At 35.5% G+C, this 16900-nt stretch carries 23 protein-coding genes; all 23 read left to right on the top strand.

What is annotated here, in order from left to right:
* Positions 1 to 232: 232 nt before the first annotated feature.
* The 23 genes from WC707_07025 to WC707_06915 all read left to right on the top strand — a co-directional run bounded on the left by WC707_07025 (position 233) and on the right by WC707_06915 (position 16888).
* Positions 233 to 769 carry an MT-A70 family methyltransferase gene (locus WC707_07025; GenBank protein ID MFA6066907.1) on the top strand — a complete coding sequence of 179 codons (537 nt, stop codon included), beginning with the start codon at positions 233 to 235 and terminating at the stop codon, positions 767 to 769.
* Between the two features lie 63 nt (positions 770 to 832).
* Positions 833 to 1660, top strand: coding sequence for a tyrosine-type recombinase/integrase (locus tag WC707_07020; GenBank protein MFA6066906.1), 828 nt, complete (start codon positions 833 to 835; stop codon positions 1658 to 1660).
* Positions 1661 to 1848: 188 nt separating this feature from the next.
* Complete coding sequence (locus WC707_07015) at positions 1849 to 2097, top strand: hypothetical protein (GenBank protein ID MFA6066905.1); 249 nt, start codon at positions 1849 to 1851, stop codon at positions 2095 to 2097.
* On the top strand, positions 2094 to 2603 hold the full coding sequence (locus WC707_07010; protein MFA6066904.1) for a hypothetical protein: 510 nt from the start codon (positions 2094 to 2096) through the stop codon (positions 2601 to 2603). The genes WC707_07015 and WC707_07010 overlap by 4 nt, the downstream gene beginning before the upstream one ends.
* Entirely contained in the window at positions 2603 to 4408 is a 1806-nt protein-coding gene (locus WC707_07005; GenBank protein MFA6066903.1) for a hypothetical protein, read from the top strand. Before WC707_07010 ends, WC707_07005 begins: the two co-directional genes overlap by 1 nt.
* A gap of 33 nt (positions 4409 to 4441) precedes the next feature.
* Positions 4442 to 4939: a hypothetical protein gene (locus tag WC707_07000; GenBank protein MFA6066902.1), complete on the top strand. Its 498-nt coding sequence runs from the start codon at positions 4442 to 4444 to the stop codon at positions 4937 to 4939.
* Positions 4940 to 5135: 196 nt separating this feature from the next.
* Entirely contained in the window at positions 5136 to 5735 is a 600-nt protein-coding gene (locus WC707_06995; protein MFA6066901.1) for a hypothetical protein, read from the top strand.
* 84 nt (positions 5736 to 5819) lie between these two features.
* On the top strand, positions 5820 to 6245 hold the full coding sequence (locus WC707_06990; protein MFA6066900.1) for a hypothetical protein: 426 nt from the start codon (positions 5820 to 5822) through the stop codon (positions 6243 to 6245).
* Between the two features lie 28 nt (positions 6246 to 6273).
* A complete protein-coding gene (locus WC707_06985; GenBank protein ID MFA6066899.1) occupies positions 6274 to 6711 on the top strand; it encodes a hypothetical protein in 438 nt (145 codons plus the stop codon).
* Positions 6712 to 6768: 57 nt separating this feature from the next.
* The gene (locus WC707_06980; protein ID MFA6066898.1) at positions 6769 to 7140 is read left to right on the top strand and encodes a hypothetical protein; all 372 of its coding nucleotides are present in this window, start codon (positions 6769 to 6771) and stop codon (positions 7138 to 7140) included.
* Positions 7141 to 7152: 12 nt separating this feature from the next.
* Entirely contained in the window at positions 7153 to 8001 is an 849-nt protein-coding gene (locus WC707_06975; protein MFA6066897.1) for a hypothetical protein, read from the top strand.
* Positions 8002 to 8013: 12 nt separating this feature from the next.
* Positions 8014 to 8202, top strand: a complete 189-nt coding sequence (locus WC707_06970; GenBank protein ID MFA6066896.1) for a hypothetical protein — start codon at positions 8014 to 8016, stop codon at positions 8200 to 8202.
* Between the two features lie 2 nt (positions 8203 to 8204).
* Positions 8205 to 8750, top strand: coding sequence for a hypothetical protein (locus tag WC707_06965; GenBank protein MFA6066895.1), 546 nt, complete (start codon positions 8205 to 8207; stop codon positions 8748 to 8750).
* A complete protein-coding gene (locus WC707_06960) occupies positions 8747 to 9616 on the top strand; it encodes a hypothetical protein (protein ID MFA6066894.1) in 870 nt (289 codons plus the stop codon). Before WC707_06965 ends, WC707_06960 begins: the two co-directional genes overlap by 4 nt.
* Before the next feature lie 11 nt (positions 9617 to 9627).
* Positions 9628 to 10242, top strand: coding sequence for a hypothetical protein (locus WC707_06955; GenBank protein MFA6066893.1), 615 nt, complete (start codon positions 9628 to 9630; stop codon positions 10240 to 10242).
* Positions 10243 to 10300: 58 nt separating this feature from the next.
* The gene (locus WC707_06950; GenBank protein MFA6066892.1) at positions 10301 to 10618 is read left to right on the top strand and encodes a hypothetical protein; all 318 of its coding nucleotides are present in this window, start codon (positions 10301 to 10303) and stop codon (positions 10616 to 10618) included.
* A gap of 19 nt (positions 10619 to 10637) precedes the next feature.
* On the top strand, positions 10638 to 11210 hold the full coding sequence (locus WC707_06945; GenBank protein MFA6066891.1) for a hypothetical protein: 573 nt from the start codon (positions 10638 to 10640) through the stop codon (positions 11208 to 11210).
* A 31-nt stretch (positions 11211 to 11241) separates the two neighbouring features.
* Positions 11242 to 11835, top strand: coding sequence for a hypothetical protein (locus WC707_06940; protein MFA6066890.1), 594 nt, complete (start codon positions 11242 to 11244; stop codon positions 11833 to 11835).
* 26 nt (positions 11836 to 11861) lie between these two features.
* Positions 11862 to 13244 carry a class I SAM-dependent methyltransferase gene (locus WC707_06935; protein ID MFA6066889.1) on the top strand — a complete coding sequence of 461 codons (1383 nt, stop codon included), beginning with the start codon at positions 11862 to 11864 and terminating at the stop codon, positions 13242 to 13244.
* Positions 13245 to 13679: a hypothetical protein gene (locus WC707_06930; GenBank protein ID MFA6066888.1), complete on the top strand. Its 435-nt coding sequence runs from the start codon at positions 13245 to 13247 to the stop codon at positions 13677 to 13679. It begins immediately after the preceding gene.
* A gap of 3 nt (positions 13680 to 13682) precedes the next feature.
* Entirely contained in the window at positions 13683 to 16286 is a 2604-nt protein-coding gene (locus WC707_06925; protein MFA6066887.1) for a collagen-like protein, read from the top strand.
* Positions 16287 to 16298: 12 nt separating this feature from the next.
* On the top strand, positions 16299 to 16514 hold the full coding sequence (locus WC707_06920) for a hypothetical protein (protein ID MFA6066886.1): 216 nt from the start codon (positions 16299 to 16301) through the stop codon (positions 16512 to 16514).
* Between the two features lie 14 nt (positions 16515 to 16528).
* A complete protein-coding gene (locus WC707_06915) occupies positions 16529 to 16888 on the top strand; it encodes a hypothetical protein (GenBank protein MFA6066885.1) in 360 nt (119 codons plus the stop codon).
* Positions 16889 to 16900 lie beyond the last annotated feature (12 nt).

The raw sequence follows: 16900 nt of genomic DNA, 5'->3' as shown, positions 1-16900 counted from the left end.
AAGTGGTAAGTTGTGAGTGTGGTAAATGGGCGGTGAGGCATTACGGAGAAAAGGAATACAATTTATTGGCAGATACTAAATAGGCGTTTTATTATTTTTTATTGCCACTAACGGTGGTGCTATGAGCAGGTTTGCCTTGCAGAAATGTTCAAATTTAGCACAAAGGTTATTGGCAAACTTGCTTATAGCACGTGTTATGTGCCGTTTTTATTCACGAATTTAATTTTAAAAGATGAAGAAATACCAAATAATTTATGCAGACCCAACTTGGAGCTACGATGATAAATGCTTACACAGGGGAGGGGCAGAAAGGCATTACAGAACAATGGATATTGAGGACATAAAAAACTTACCTGTAAACGAAATAGCAGACGAAAACTGTATGTTGTTTATGTGGGCAACATTTCCAAAATTACAAGAAGCACTTGATGTTATAAACGCTTGGGGCTTCCAGTACAAAACAAATGCTTTTACTTGGGTTAAAAAAAATAAGAAGGCTGATAGCTTATTTTGGGGGATGGGAAGGTGGACAAGAAGTAATGTGGAAATATGTTTATTAGCAGTAAAAGGAAGCCCAAAAAGGTTAGATATGGGAGTTCATTCAGTTATTTATGCTCCGATTGACAAACATAGTAAAAAGCCAACAGAAACAAGAGATAGGATAATTAGACTTGTTGGAGATTTGCCAAAGGTAGAATTATTTGCTCGTGAAGTTCCAGAATGTTGGGATGTTTGGGGCAACGAAGTTGAGAGCAGTGTCGCTCTTTAAAATGGCACATAACATACAATATGTATTTCACCTTTATAATAAACTTAAAATCAGTAAATTATTATGAATATTTCTGAACATGTGCATAATTACGCTCAGGAAATGAAGCGTAGAAAATATTCCGAAAGAACGGTTGAAAACTATGTAAGTAATCTCAAATCTTTTTTTTCATGGTCAACCAAGGACCATCCAAAAAATATAAATGAACAGGATATAAAAGCTTATTTATCACTATTTGATGAGCCAAATACTCAGCGTTCGCATCATGGAGCCATTAAACTATTTTATGAAATCTGTTTAAACCAATCCGAAAAGTTTAAATACATTCCTTACTGCAAAAAATCAAAGAAACTGCCTATTGTATTATCACAACAGGAAATTCAACGCATGTTTAATGTGTGCGAAAATCTTAAACACAAAATTATTCTTGCTCTTCTATATTCGTGCGGATTAAGAGTATCTGAACTAATAAATCTTAAATGGGAACATCTCGACAGAAGTCGAATGATCATAAACATCATACAAGCAAAAGGTAATAAGGATAGGCAAGTAATGTTAACTCCTGAACTTATTCCATTACTCGAAAAATATTATAAACAGTATCATCCAAAAGAATATGTTTTAAACGGACAATTCTCTTTGCAATATTCCGATAGAAGCGTAAACGAAGTAATGAAGCAATTGGCCGACAAAGCCAAAATAAATAAAAGAGTATACACGCATCTTATAAGGCATTGTTCTTTCACGCACATGGTAGAGCAAGGTATTGATATAAATCTTATTCAACGCTTAGCCGGGCACTCATCAGTAAAAACGACTTCAATATATTGCCATACCAGCCATAATTTAATTAGTAAAATTCCTTCTCCATTAAATAGCATAACGCTATAATTTTATTACTTACAAATTACAAAAGAGGGCAAACGCCCTCTTTTTTTTGTGCCAAAAAAATACATAAACAATACAAAAAGAAGCACAAAACATACAAATAATTACAAGTTACTACATTTTTTGGTACCCGGTGTAGAAAGCCCTGTATAGTTTTGCCATGCAAACTTTTATAAGGTAATTTGTTCGTAATGAATAAAATATTAAGCTTCTTTCAAGATCCCAACGCATTAATAACCTCCGGCAGTGGTACAGCCGGGGGTTTGTTTGCTGCTATCCGAAACAACTATTTTACAAATATAAATACAAAAGTCGTGTGTTCAATAAGCCTAACAGCAATCGTTGATATTATTGTTTGTTCGGCAATTAGCGCAGTTACAGGATTGTTTATAAAACTGATTTTTGATATTATTAAAGGAAAATTTAAAAAAGAAAAATGAGTACACTAAAAACAGTTGGTGCAGTTGCTGTTACAGGTTTAGTTTTATATGGTGGGTATAAATTATATACACTTTCCTCATTTTCCGATAAGGTTACCGATCGATTATCTAACCCTCGCATCCACAAAGCAGATGCGAGCGGATTATATTTTCGTACCGAAGTCGAAGTAACAAATCCAACCAAAACCAGCGTAACCATTACCAAACCCATAGTTTATTTAACAACGGATGGCGCAATGCTCACAAATTCGAACGCAAGCCCAAAAACATTTACAATTGAAAAATTATCGAATACCACAATCGAAACTATCGAAATTAAATTAGCTTGGATACAATTGCTTCCATTTGCTGGAGGTATACTAAGCCATTTATCTGATATTTATGCAGCTATTAAAAATATGGACATATCATCAGTACAAAAAATAATAGGAGTTCCCCTCGAAATGTACTATACATTATATGCAAACGGAATTAGTTATACATCAAAACCATCTAAAATATTATAATGAGCACAGTTAAGGACGATATAACCAACGGATGGCGACCTATTAAGGACGGTTCAGCCTATGTTAAGTATTTTCCTAGCCCTGACTATTCGCATCGCATTATTATTCCTAATAGCGAATATATTGACGATACCGTAAAGCTCATGCAAAAAGTTTGCTGGAAGTATAAAGCTGATGCAGCCAAAATAGCCCAAATACTTAAAGGTGATAATACCAACGAAACACTTTCAAATATTTGGAATTTTTGCTATACCTATATTCAATACAAAATTGATATACCAGGCGAAGAGCAAATTCGCCGTCCAGCACGTAGTTTCGCAGATAGAAATACAGGAATTGACTGTGATTGTTTTTCCACGCTTATTGGAGCGATTCTCCTCAATTTACAAATTCCTTTCAAATTTCGCATCACAAAATACGATGGTGGAAACGCATTTCAGCATGTTTATGTTGTTGTGCCCACTTCATCAGGCGAAATTGTTGTGGATCCGGTATTATCTAAATTCAATTACGAAAAAAAGTATTCACAAAAAAAGGACTATAATATGCCATTAAAAGGTTTAGATGTTGCAGTACTTGGCAAAGCCGGTAGCAACCCAAAAGGACAAATTACAAATATTTTATTCAGCGGTTTAGGCAACGTAAACCCAAACTCACAAGAAATACATAATACTTTAGTATTACTTCGCCAACTCATGGAAACCAATCCCGAAACAATATCAACGGTTGATTCTCCACGCGAATTTACACGTATGCTTGATTATGCCTTAAAATATTGGGACACAGATCGAGATAGAGCATTAAAAGTGTTGGAACTTAACGAAGCCAAATTAAACCAGATAAATGGTTTCTCTAATTCTGTAGGTTTTATTGATGAAGATATATTCGATACCGGACTGGATGATGATATTCCCTACGAAAAAGCATTTATTTCAGGATTAGGTAGCATATTTGGATCAGCAGCCGGAAAGGCAAAACGTGCAGCAAAAAAAGCAGAAAAAAAAGCTAAACCAAAGAAAAAAGGATTTTTTACTAAAATTGGCGAAGCGATTAAAAAAGGCGGTAAAGCATTCGTAAGGTTCAACCCTGTTACGGTTGCAGCGCGTAATGGCTTCCTGTTATTTCTCAAGTTAAATATAGGACACGTAGCCCAAAAACTTAAACCTGGTTACTCAGGCGATGCAAAAGCAAAAAAAGCATTAACCGAAATCGAAAAACTATATGTTGGTAAATTACAAGGAAAAACCGATAAACTTAAAAATGCTATAACAAAAAGCCACAGCAAAGCAAACCTTAAAGGATATGTGGATGATGGCCAATATAGCACACCCGATGCAAATTTCAGAGGCCTAGGAGCTGGTCCAGCGGCTGGAATAATTGTTGCTGCATTACCAGTAATTGGAATGGCTCTAAAAGCAATGGTTGATTCCGGATTAATGACTAAAAAAGAAGCTGAAGTAACACAATCAAATCTCGAAGCCGGTAATGACGAAACAGGGCGGCCAATAGCATTAGATCCTTCCGATCCCGATATAAAAGATGAAGGCGAACCAGCAGCAACAGACGATCGCACGTTTATGGAAAAAGCAAGCGATTTTGTAAGCGAAAACAAAATAGCAGTTGGAGTAACAACTGCGGCAGTTGTTGGCGTAGGAACATATTTATTATGGCCAAAAGGAAAGAAAAAAGCAGCAGCACCGGTTAGCGGACTTAGCGGACATAAAAAAACCTACAAAAAACATGATACTCAAGCCAAAAAATTAAGTTCAGGTAAAAAAGGAATAAAAAAAATCACCCTTTCATAAATTCAATAATTATTAATTAAACAATTACAAATCATGGCAAAAAAAGCAGGCGAAGTTGCTAAAAATACTTTGAAGCAACTCGCAAATTTAAAAAACATCAAAGATGCTACCATAAAAGTCCTAGCCATTACCGGCGGATTTATTGGCGGAACTATCGCCGCAAAAGGTATTGACAAATTCATGCCAATTGACGAAACCAAAACATTCGATCCTAAAAGCCTTGTAAAAACCGTAGGACTTGTAGCCGTTGGCCTTGGTGGTGCAATTTTGTTGAAAAACAACAATCTTAAACTCGTAGCTGCCGGTGTAGCTGGTGCAGGTATTAGAGAAGGAGTTCGCGTTTACGTAAAAAAGGATCTTTTGGCAGGCTTAGGCTTGACTGACGATACCGTAAAGTTAAAAATCGATTACAATGCTGATCTTCCTGAACTTCAAAATGAGCAAAACAAATCTTTCATGGAATTAGAAAATAATTCAAACTTCGAAGGATTTGAAGATTATGAAGAAGTAGAATCAAACTTATTACAATAAAAATTAAAAACCCCAATTCAATTAAATTTCAATTATTATTATTTATTAACTAAAAAACAACAACATTATGATTTTAAACGGAGTTATGTCAGGAAATATTGATCCTGCTTATGCAATCAGTGGTCTAAACGACGACGAATTAGTATCCCTTTTGGGTGAAATTAGCGCACTCGCACCAGCTCAAAGAGCAAAGGTGATGACTGCTATTACAGGCAAGCCAGCTGCTTCAGTTGGCGGTGGAAGTGCAAACATGACAAGTAAGGACGAATTTTTAAAACGCCTTTCATTGTTAAAAGGTGATGGTATTGGCGCAAAAATAAACGCTGGTGATTATCGCTTGGCTGACGTGGCTTTTTATCGTACAGCTTCTATTTCTCAAGTTACCGAGAAGAAAGTTTTAAACACCGACGATACCAAAGCTTTTGGCATTGGAAATTTACAGTTCCGTCAGTTACAAAAAGACCAGGTATTTTTGCTGCATGCAGTACGTTTGATGTATGGTGTAAATTCAAGCACAACCGATCCAGGAAATGTAGATTTTGATCTTATCCCAGCAGTAGTTGCAAATGGCGAATTTGAATTAAAAGCAAATGGTGGAGAAATCATACCATTATCATCATGCGCTATTTTCGATACCGAATTACAACAAGTTCCAAAAGGATATTATAAACTTGATAATCCAGTGTTAATTCAGACACAAAAGGACATCGAATTTAATATGTTCTGGAAAACTGCAGCAGTTCAGTATGCATGGTTAAAATTGATGTTAATAGGAACTATTACCAACAAACGCTAATCATTCCGAATTTATATTTAAAAAAGGGGAAGGGTACTATCCCTTCCCCTTTTTTTATTAATCATTTAAAAAAAGGAGTTAGCTATGAATGCAAAACGAGTAAAATACGAAGACATTTCTATAATTATACCTAGCGAGTCCGCAGCTGTATCGTTCGAGAAAGCAGTCGACATTAATTATAAATACATTACAGGCATTGCTCTTGTTTTACCTTATGATGGAAGCTTATTCGGCACTAGCATAAGTTTGAATATAGCAGGAGAAGACGTTTTTTTAGAGGGACACCCGGCTCGTTTACACTCAACAAAGGAGTTACACGATGTTTCACCAAACGAAACCTATTATAGCGGAACAAAGCACAATCCGTTAAAAGAGGAAGCCAAAAATAATCTTGTTAAAGGAAAATTAACAGACGGCGGAAACGCAACAGGCGTTACATTTCCTTATACGGCAATATTAAGCGTTCGCTTGGAAAATATTGAGGAACCTAAAGAGGAAAAAACAGAGTAGTTATTTATAAAAATTAAACAACAAAAACATGTTGGCAAAAAACGAAATAATTCGTAAAGTTATCTTAGACGAAATATCTGTAACAAGCGCGCAACAAGTTATACAAATAGAGCAAAAAATCCCCTCGCACATTTTGAAGTGCGTGGGAGTTTTTGCCCTTGTTAATAGCTATGTTGACACTACATCGCAACGAATTAAAATAGGCGAATTTAGCCTTCAATTTAATAATCAAAAAGTGCATCCAATTAATTGGCTAATTGGCTACGATAGAACACCGTCAGGAAGATTGTCGTATCCACTAACATTAAACGAGCCAATGTACCCAGGCGAATTGATTGATGGACATTATTTTGACGCAAATACGGCCTATAAAACTGGCGTAGGCCCTCCAGTTTTTCAACCCTACAAAGTTTTAATTATTCTTGAATGCATTGCCCAGCGAAAAGCCGATAAACTTAAAAAATAAACCATGGATCTAATTACAGCTTACATAGAAAATTTTTTAACTCGTAAAGGCTACGACATGAAAAATTGTTTGCTTAAAAAGAAGCAAATTATTACTAATTATTCAAGCGCAACGGTGTATTCATTTACAGCATCAAATGAATATTGGTGGCTTGTTTCGGATAAGTTAGCTATAGGTACAATTATCGTTTCCGACACTGAAGCATACCAAATTACCGAAGCTTTAGAAATTGGTACCGAAATTAATTTTCTCAAAGCATTTTCGGGAAACATCAGAATATTTGTCCCTGCAACTCCAGTAAAGCAAAGCATCGAATTTATTCAAGTTATTCCTGATAGCCACATACCACAAAAAACAGAAGAAAAACAAACACTGATTGAATTATTAACTGAAAAATTTAATCTACTTATCGAAACAATTAAAAATTAAAAAAGCAGCAGCATGGCAGAAATTGACAATATAATTGATGGTGTAGTACATTCGCTTTATTATATAAAAACAGCGATTCTACGCAACAATAAAGATGCGCAAATACATCTTAAAATCGAAAATGTTTGTGATGGTAAAAAAACTGTCGCAATTGAAAAAGGCGAATTAAAAGGAGCTAAAGCCAATATTTTAGCTCAAATAAAAGCCTATGCACCCGAAAAAATAATAATAACAGTTTTTGATGAAAAAAAATCATATCCTCCAAAAGTAATTGATTTTACAAAAATAGAGACTCAACCAGCAGTTGAAATACCACAAGTACAGCAAGCAGTACAACAGCCACAACAAATGCAGTTTGATGCAGCGGCCATAAATGGTTTAGTTGAACAAAAATTCAACGAAAAAGAACGTGAGAGAGAGCTTTTAGAATTAAAAAAGGAAGTTCTTGAACTTAAAAAAGACATTGACGATAAGGACAAAATAATTGATGTTTACGAAGCCAAAATATCAAAAAATAATCAACTTAAGTTATACGCCGGATTATTAAAAGAATCGGGCTTTGCTGGATTTGCATCAAAATTAGAAAGTTTGGCAGGCATTGAGGAAGATGAACAGCCAGATAACAACACAAGCACCGAACAGCAATTAGCAACCACTCCTGAACCTGGTGCGGAAGAAAGAGCTGGTTACCTAGGGAACCTGCACCCTCTCATCGAAACATTAAATTTAAATGCAGTTAAACGCATTTGGTTTGTGGTAGATACAATGATATCGGATCAGGAATTGAATTTTGAAAATATCGAAATCAATTTATTCAAAAATAAATTGAACAATTTTATAACCCAATTAAAAACCAACTAAAAAAGCAGCAACATGGCAACTTTCACATTTTCAAAAGAAATAGAAGCATCGGACTACACAAAAGCAAAAGAGTTACACGATGCAGCAATTGGTATTTTAACAGCAGCACGCACGCAATTAACCGATGCTGAATTTTTAACATTGGCAAAAAAAATAGTAAAAACGCCTTCGGTTGTAAAAAAGGCACTTAAATTTTTGTAATTATGGCTTATCAACTAACAGTACTCAGATTAACTAACCAACGTAATTTAGAAACGCTGGTAAATAAAAAAATTACTACAAAAAAAAGTTATAGCATGGTACAAGCATTTGTACCTACTGGCGTAGCTGGTAATTATTTTATTGTCCCAGTTAAAGAACCGGGTAAACTTATTGGTATTTCGACAGGGAAAATTGCAAACCTTGATGCAAAAATATTGTGCGAAATTCAAGCAAGTATAGCTGGAGTTGTTTATAAAGGATGGGTTAATACCGATGTTGTTGATGCGGCCACAAACACACAACCATTAACGCCAAGCGGAACAGCACCTGCACCAACTTTCGATACGCTTCCACCAGCAAGAGGAAGCGATACAATACCGCCAACAAATACAGATGTTAATACCGAAACAATACCTTATACTAAAAAACCCGGTGAAGCTGGATCAGGAAATATTTTTAAAATTTTATTAGGAATTACTGCGGGTGCAGGCGCAATTGCGTGGGCTACTGGAGGCTTTAAAAATCCATTTAAAAAGAAAGCAAAATGAGTAAAAATCTAGGCAATCCAATCCTCGCAGCAAAACTTGCATCTGATCCAGCACTTCGCAAAGATGTGAAAGATACTGCTATTAATATTACTAATAAAGTTGGTAGTTTTGTTAAAACCGCCTTCATTGTTGGTGGTGTTGGTGTTGGATTAGTTGCCATAAAAAAACAAATGGATAAAGCCAAAAAACGCAAATGGCTCAAAGCAGCTGCTAACGATCCTGACATAACCACAGCTATGCAAATGTGGGAAGAAATACCACAGCGTTACAAGCCCACAGGCAATTTAATTAATCCTCTTAACTTATTAGATAAAGTTTGGGGCGAAATTAAAGTTTGGGAAACCAGCAACGATAAGCGAATGTTAGAGTATGGAAGCCAAATAATTAAACTTGCTACAATTGAAAAAGTTTTCTCGGAATTATACAGCGCCAATGTTTACGAAATTTTAAGCCAAACAATGACACCAGCCAATTATCAGGAATTTCTCAACCGGGCAAAACGTGACAAAACACCTTACGAAAAAGTTATTACTGCTAACGTAGGTAAGGTGGTTGTGCCAAATAGAAGCACAACAGTTTACAGGAAAGTTTTTTTCCCGAATGCAAGTTGGGATAAATTAATTCAATTTCAAACATATCCTGTAACAACAAAAATGAATATTGGAGTTGCAACCGGTAAGTTGTTTCATAAAGACGGTGCAGACTATATTGAAAGTGTTGTAACAGGAAAAACAAAATACGCATTCTATACGCTTCAAACTGATGCCAAACTTATGGCACAATCCGAATTTGCAAAAATTCAGGATTCGCACCCTGGAATAGCTAAAATAATTTTATTACAAAACGAACAATCAGTAACCATATAAAAAACCAAATCATGAGTATAACTCCAGCACGTTTTAATAGTATTACAGGTTTCATCATTGATAATTTCGAGGGTGGCTATTTTCATCAAAACATGATCAGATCAGGAGAAATTAAAGATCCCCATAATTATTATGCTACATCGGGGGAAACATTTTTGGGTATTGATCGCAAAAATTTTTATTCTCCATCGCCATCATTTGCTAAATTTTGGCAAATGATAGATAACGCTGGAGCTTCTACTAATTGGCGTTACAATTATAAGGGCGGATCACTATATGCACCATTAAAAAAATTAGTTGGTGAATTTATGCAACCGATTTACGAAAATTGGATGCTTAAAAAACTAACGCCAAAAGCACGACAGATAATCGAAAGTGATGATCGATTAGTGTTTACATTTATTTACTTGGTTTGGAACGGATCAGGTTGGTTTAATAAGTTTGCCGCGATAATGAATGATAAAGTTGCAAAAGGTGTTACCAACCCTGATGCACTTGTAAAGGCAGCCAGCGATTATCGTATATCAACCGGAAATGCAATAATGATTAAAGCAAACAAGGAAATAATGGCTGTTATTGACCAATTAAAAAAAAAAGCCGATCCGGAATCTGGACAGGCGTATTAATAGGAGCAACAGTGTTCGGATTAACCAAATTGTTAAAACCCAAAAAAAAGAAAATTAAATGAAAACAATAGCAAAAGTAGGAATAGCAGCAGGGGTAGCAGCCGTTGTAATTGGTGTGGTGGCTGCATCATCAAATAAAAAAACACCAGCAAAAACTAGTGTTAATAAAACCGTAGTGCCAATAAAAGCAACTGCACCGGTAAAAAAGGAAAACAAAGGATTAAAAATCTTTGATGCATTTTCCAAACTTGCAAATAAAACATTAACCAACAAAAAAGAAGCTAGCGAAAGCGATAACAGAGCAAATTTTGATTTTTCAAAAGAGAGTGTCGCCCGATCAGGCTCTGGTGATTCTTACGGTAGTTTTGGATATTAATTTATAAAAAAAAAGATATTTGAAAGCAATAGCAAAAACTGGAATAGTAGTAGGAATATTGGGAGGAATAGCTGCTTTAGTTAGTTTTAAAGCAAAGCCAAAAATCAGTATTGAAAATGTTGATTTTATAGGAAAAAAGGTTCGTTACAAAATGTCGGCAGGTATTGGCGGCAATGTAATGGAAGGAACAAAATTATATACCGACAAAACCACAACTAAAAAAATATTTGGTAAATATGCTTTCCTTGTTTCGTCCGAAGGCCAAGGCTTTGCTCTTATGATTATAAAATCAGGAAAAAACGCACCAGTAGCTATAACAACCATCAACTTGCAAACCAAAAAAATAAATGCCGACTTGAATCAAGGTGTTGAATCGGAAATGTTAACCGATAAAGCTGTAGCATTACTTCCTGCTGATTTTAGTCCCGATGAAAAATCAGAAAGAAAACTCAATAAAGACGGAAAACAATCAGGAAAAACAAACTTAAATTTAAAAGAATTTTCCCAAAATATGAGGCCTGCAAATCCATCTAAAACTAGATATACCGAAAACGATGAACTAGGTTCTTCTAATCCAAATTTACTTTATTAAAATAATTATTAATCATTAAAAAACAAAAATCATGACAGCAACAAATTCAAGTATCATTTTAACGCGCAAAAACGACGGCGCAAGAGTAGGAGTTTCATTAGTTACATTTTTGGAACACATTAAATCATTAGATAATGTAAACAGTTCTATCAGAATTGATGGCGTTGAATACTCAACAGCCAATTTGGTAGATGCAAACGACAGCGAATTAATTAAAGTATTTGCAGCCGACCAAGCAGATTTGCAGGCAATTGCAGCAGAGAGCACCTATACATTTACAGTAGTTGATGCTGTTCCAGCAAATAAATACATTGCTGGTGCATTATTAAAAGTTAATACACAAGTGGCATGTGATGCTGCCGGTATTACTCTTGATATTTTTGTAACAGGAGAAAGCCGTGCAAAATTAATCCGTTTCGATACCAACGCAAGCGCATCAAAAGCAGTTGGCGATTATCTTGTATCATCAGTAGATGCAACGATTGAACAAACAAAAGATGCTACCTATCCGCAAAATATAGATTTCGTTTTAGCAGTTGTTGATGCAATGTCAACTCTTGGTTTAACCGATGGTGATATTGAATTATGGATCATGGTAAAAGATTTTCCATCCACAGCCGAATAATTTAAACTTTTTAAGCAGCAATTAAAATGAAAAAAACATTATTTAAAATAGCACAAAATAATTTTCAAATCAAGCAGGTCGAAAGCGAAATTTCGGCCTTGCTTGATTTCCTTTCGGACAAAAAAATAAAAAATTTTGCCGAAATTGGTACGCATTATGGCGGTACCTTTTTCATGTTTCTTAAATCGTTCGAAAAGGGCGGTATAAAAATTAGTATAGATCTTCCCGGCGGAAAATGGGGCGGCCTAACTGCAGCTGAAATTTCCGAACGAAATAAAAAACTACAAATCGAATCGGATAACGAAATTTGTTTTATTTCGGGAAACTCACACGATGCAAAAATTGTTGACCAATGCGAAGCTGCATTATGTCGCCGTTTCCTTGGTAGCAAAAAACTTGATTTGCTTTTCATTGATGGCGATCATAGCTATTATGGCGCACGTACTGATTACATGCTGTATAAAAAATTCGTTAAAAACGGTGGTTACATTGTTTTTCACGATATAAAAAAATCGGAATTTCATGCGGTGCAAAATTGTTATGTTTCCGAATTTTGGGACCAAATAGAAGTCGAAACAGATCATACCAGGGAGTTCAGCGACTCATCTGAGTCGTTTGGTGGTATTGGATTAATCAAAAAAAATACCATGTACGAAAGTCTTCCTGATATTAAAACGGAGATACACCAAATCTATTACAACGAAGCAACAAAAAAAATGCTTCAACCTTTATTTACTCCATACTTCAATAAAAAATTCAGTCCATATTTCGAAAATCAAGTATTAATCGATCTATGCGATAACGGATTGATTGACAAAAAAAACGATTATGTTGGAATCACCAGCCCACGAATAAGCGAAAAAACATTTTTTACCGATGCTGAACTATTAGGCGAAGTTGCTAAACATAACGGACGGCCAGACTGTTTCATTTATTCGAATTACAACAATCAATTTGAAACTGAATTTTGGAAAAATACTTTTCTCGAAAGTCAGGAAATTGCAGGAATAATTGATAAAACAAGCATTTTACCTTTCAAAATAAAAGACACAAAAGACATTTGGAAAAACTGTTATTGCAATTATTTTATTATTCGTCCTGAGTTGATGATTGAATATATTAATACAGTGCTTAAGGCTATCATCAATTATTTTAATGTAACAGATTTAGGTTTAGGGCACACAGCCGAAGATAATTTACTGCGTATCCTTATCAATCGAGAATATAAGCATCGAAAAGATACTGGAGTAAAATACACAATCTCAGTTTTTTTCATCGAGGGTTTATTTGGCAGTTGGTTAGCAAGCCGCAAAGATATTGTTTGCAAAACTATTGTATCAAAAAACAAAGAACATATTTCAGTAGATGCAAAAAATCAAAAATTTGTAAAATCACTAAGTGCAAAATAAATGATAATAGGAATAGGATTAAATAAAAAACTAGAACACTCCAGGGTAGTTAATTACGATGCTGACGCATCGTATAAACCCGACCAAATGTTATTTTATCCGGCTTCGGGAGTTCAGAGCATTTACGAAGTTCTACTATTTACCGATCCGGGCGATACGCCTGTGAGCGCACCTACAAAGTTTTTACTTAAAATTGACGGCGGTAACCCTGGTACAGACGAACGCAAAGGAACAATTGCACTTGGTACTCCTGGAGTGGCCCAGCCAATAACATTTACTACGGCATTTTTAGCGGCTTACGATTTTATTACAATATTTTGTAAAGATGGATCAGGTAATTGGATGCCTTATGCAATAAACAGCGTAACGCTTGCAGGATTTGATATTACCGTTCCCGATATAGGAACTCTATTTTATTTATGTAAACTCAGATAAAAAATGAAAAACAGTATTAAAAAAACAATTCTCGTATTCTTTGTTTTTGCTTCGCTTTTTGCAAATGCGCAAACAACACCCATGTATGGAATTAAAATAACAAATTCCGCATTATGGAACAAAATTTTAAGCACAAACGGAACTGGTGTTGTAATAGGCACAACATTAACAAATGGGAGTGTGTGGTATAATGGTGCAGGCGTACCAGGTGTTGGATTAGGAGTTACTGGAGATTATTATTTGAATGATTCCAACGGAGATGTATATGTAAAATTAATTTCAGGATGGGCTTCCATTGCAAACATACTAGGGCCACAGGGAGCAACTGGAATTACAGGCGCAACAGGAAACACAGGAATAACAGGCGCAACAGGCGCAACAGGAAATACAGGAATAACAGGCGCAACAGGAGCAAGTGGCGCAAGTGGTAGTTTGGATGCTTGGGGTTTATTAGGCAATTCGGGAACAACAGCAGCAAATTTTATTGGAACTACGGACAATGTACCTTTAAAAATTAAAGTTCATTCACAAAAAGCAGGTGAAATTGACAGTAGTTTAGGTATAACAACATTTGGTTTTCAGGCAGCTAACGCTCCACCAACAACGGGAGTTGGTAATACTTCAATAGGGCAAAGAGCTGGATTTTCAAATACAACAGGAAACTATAATGTGTTTTTAGGTTATGATGCAGGATTCAGTCATTTTTCAAATCATTGGAGTGAATACCCTTCGGCAGAAGGCGCTTCTGTATACATAGGTTATGGAGCAGGATATTCCGCAGATTCTGGTTTTGTTACAGTAGCAATAGGTAATAGACCTCTTTATAATAATACAAAACCAAACAGAGCGTTAGCGATTGGAAACGAAGCTGCAATAAATTCACAAGGTAGAGTTTTTGCACTTGGCGATTGGGCAGGAAAACTTTACACAGGTGGAAGTGGTATGTTTATGGGCGATTTAACAGGGGATGAAACCACAACAGCAACTGATATTATACTTATAGGACATCAAGCGGATGGTAATGCGGTAGCAAGTATTGGAATTGGGAGTAATTCAGGAGTTGGCGGAACAGGAAGCACCGATAACACAGTAGTTGGTTTTACTTCGGGGAATAAATCATTTACGGGAACACAAAATACTATTTATGGAGCTTATAGCGGATATTCTCTTACATTAGGGGCAGGTAATTCTTTTTTTGGTAGAACATCGGGAGAATTAAATACAGAAGGCAGTAATAATACATTTATAGGAACAGGCGCAGGAAAGAAAAACACGATTGGCGTTGAAAATGTAATGACAGGTCAAAACTGCGGAATAAATAACGTTAGCGGAAGTTATAATTCTTTTAGCGGAGTTTATTCAGGTTATTCAAATACAGCATCCAACAATACAGCACAGGGTTACCAATCATTGGTTTACAATACAAGTGGAACAAATAATTTAGGACTTGGAACATACGCAGGGGCGTATAACACCACCCAATCAAATAGACTGTATGTAAATTCAATCAACAGAATTAACATATTAGGCGACACAACTCTGTCAATAATCTACGGTTTACAGGCAGCAACAACTGTAAACCAACAATTAAGATTTAATTCCAACGTCTTAATAACCGATACGACTGAGTTAATCAATAAAACATTAGGAACATCAGATAGTATATTAGTGCGAGAAAACAATATTGTAAAGTATAAATTAGGAAGTGCTAATTTTTGGAAAACGAGCGGAAATGTCCAAAAAGCCGATAGTTCATATTTTATCGGAACTACTAATGCGATTGGGTTTGGCTTTAAAGTAAATAATTCAGAAAAAATGCACATCAATAATAGCGGTCAAGTTAGTATTGGTGGTGCGCCATACGCTACTACAAGTTATAAACTATCTGTTAACGGAGGTCTTTACGTAACGGAGGCTATCCAAACAATTCAGGATTCATATGCAAGAGATTTATTTTCCACTGGTGGAGATTTTAATTTTTTATATGGAGCGGCATGTAGAATTAAATTTAATGTTCGTTCTTCGGTAGATGGATATTCGTTGACTTTTTCAGGAAGTGATTGCAAAGCAACAACAGCAAATCTTTCGGGTGGCTATCTTTATTTTAAGACTGGAATCTCTACTGGAAACAGTAGCGCTAAAATTGAATTTTGGACATCGGGCGGTGGTTTACTTAACGGAACTACCGATTTAACACCTACACAAAAATTAGTAATTACAGGTGTCGGCGGTCAAATTTGGACACCATTAAACACTAAACTAACCAATGCAGACTCTCTAACCGAAGCTGGCGGCATACCATTAGCAGCAAGCACAACCGTTACAAATAAAGGAGCCTATATAATTAATTACAACCAAAACGCAGCAACAATGGATTTTACTGCCAATCCACAAATAGATACAACTAACGCAGTTGAAGGTCAATTAATTATAATTAACAACGTATCACCAACAGGCAAAACAATAGTATTTGAAAATGGTACAGGATTGCTCTTACAAGCAGCAACTCGTTCATTAGGTCAAGGAGATGCAATTCAATTGGAGTGTATAAAAATCAACAACACTCGGTACTGGCGAGAAAATTGGTTTAGTAATGTAACACCTTAAAATAAAAAAACCATGAAACGAACAAACATTCTTAACGTAATTGCAATAATTGTAATTATTGGTTATCTTGCTTTTACAGCATTATTATTTTTCTTCGAAATTCCTGAAAAAAATGCAGAATTATTAAAAACAATTTACCAAAGTACAATTGCGCCTGTATTTTTGTCGGTTATCTATTTCTTTTTTGGCAGTAGCAAAGGCAGCCGAGATAAACAAAGTAGTAATTAATTAAAATCAATTATATGAAAACAGGAGTTAAGGTTTTATTTGGATTTGGCGCAGTAGCAGCATTAGTAGGCAGTTATTTTGCTTTCTTTAAAAAAAAAGATGATGCAAGCAATCAAAGAAAGATAGCAGATAAGGAGCCTCAATACGATGCAGATGGTAATTTGTTGGATACAAATATTTCAGCAGGCCAAGGAAAACAAACACCAGGCATATTGTTGGATACAAATATTTCAGCAGGCCAAGGAAAACAAACACCAGGCATACCAACAATCCCAGCAGGAAAAGGGAAAACAATACCACTACAACCGGCAGGTAAGGGAAAAGTGATATCAGGTTTTTCGGACGAAATATTAACAAACATGCATATTTGGTAACAGTATTTTTAT

This window comes from Candidatus Babeliaceae bacterium (assembly GCA_041660765.1).
Taxonomy (GTDB): domain Bacteria; phylum Babelota; class Babeliae; order Babelales; family Babelaceae; genus JBAZVR01.
Note: the sequence above shows the minus strand (reverse complement) of the source record. Positions and strands in the feature narration are given on the sequence as shown.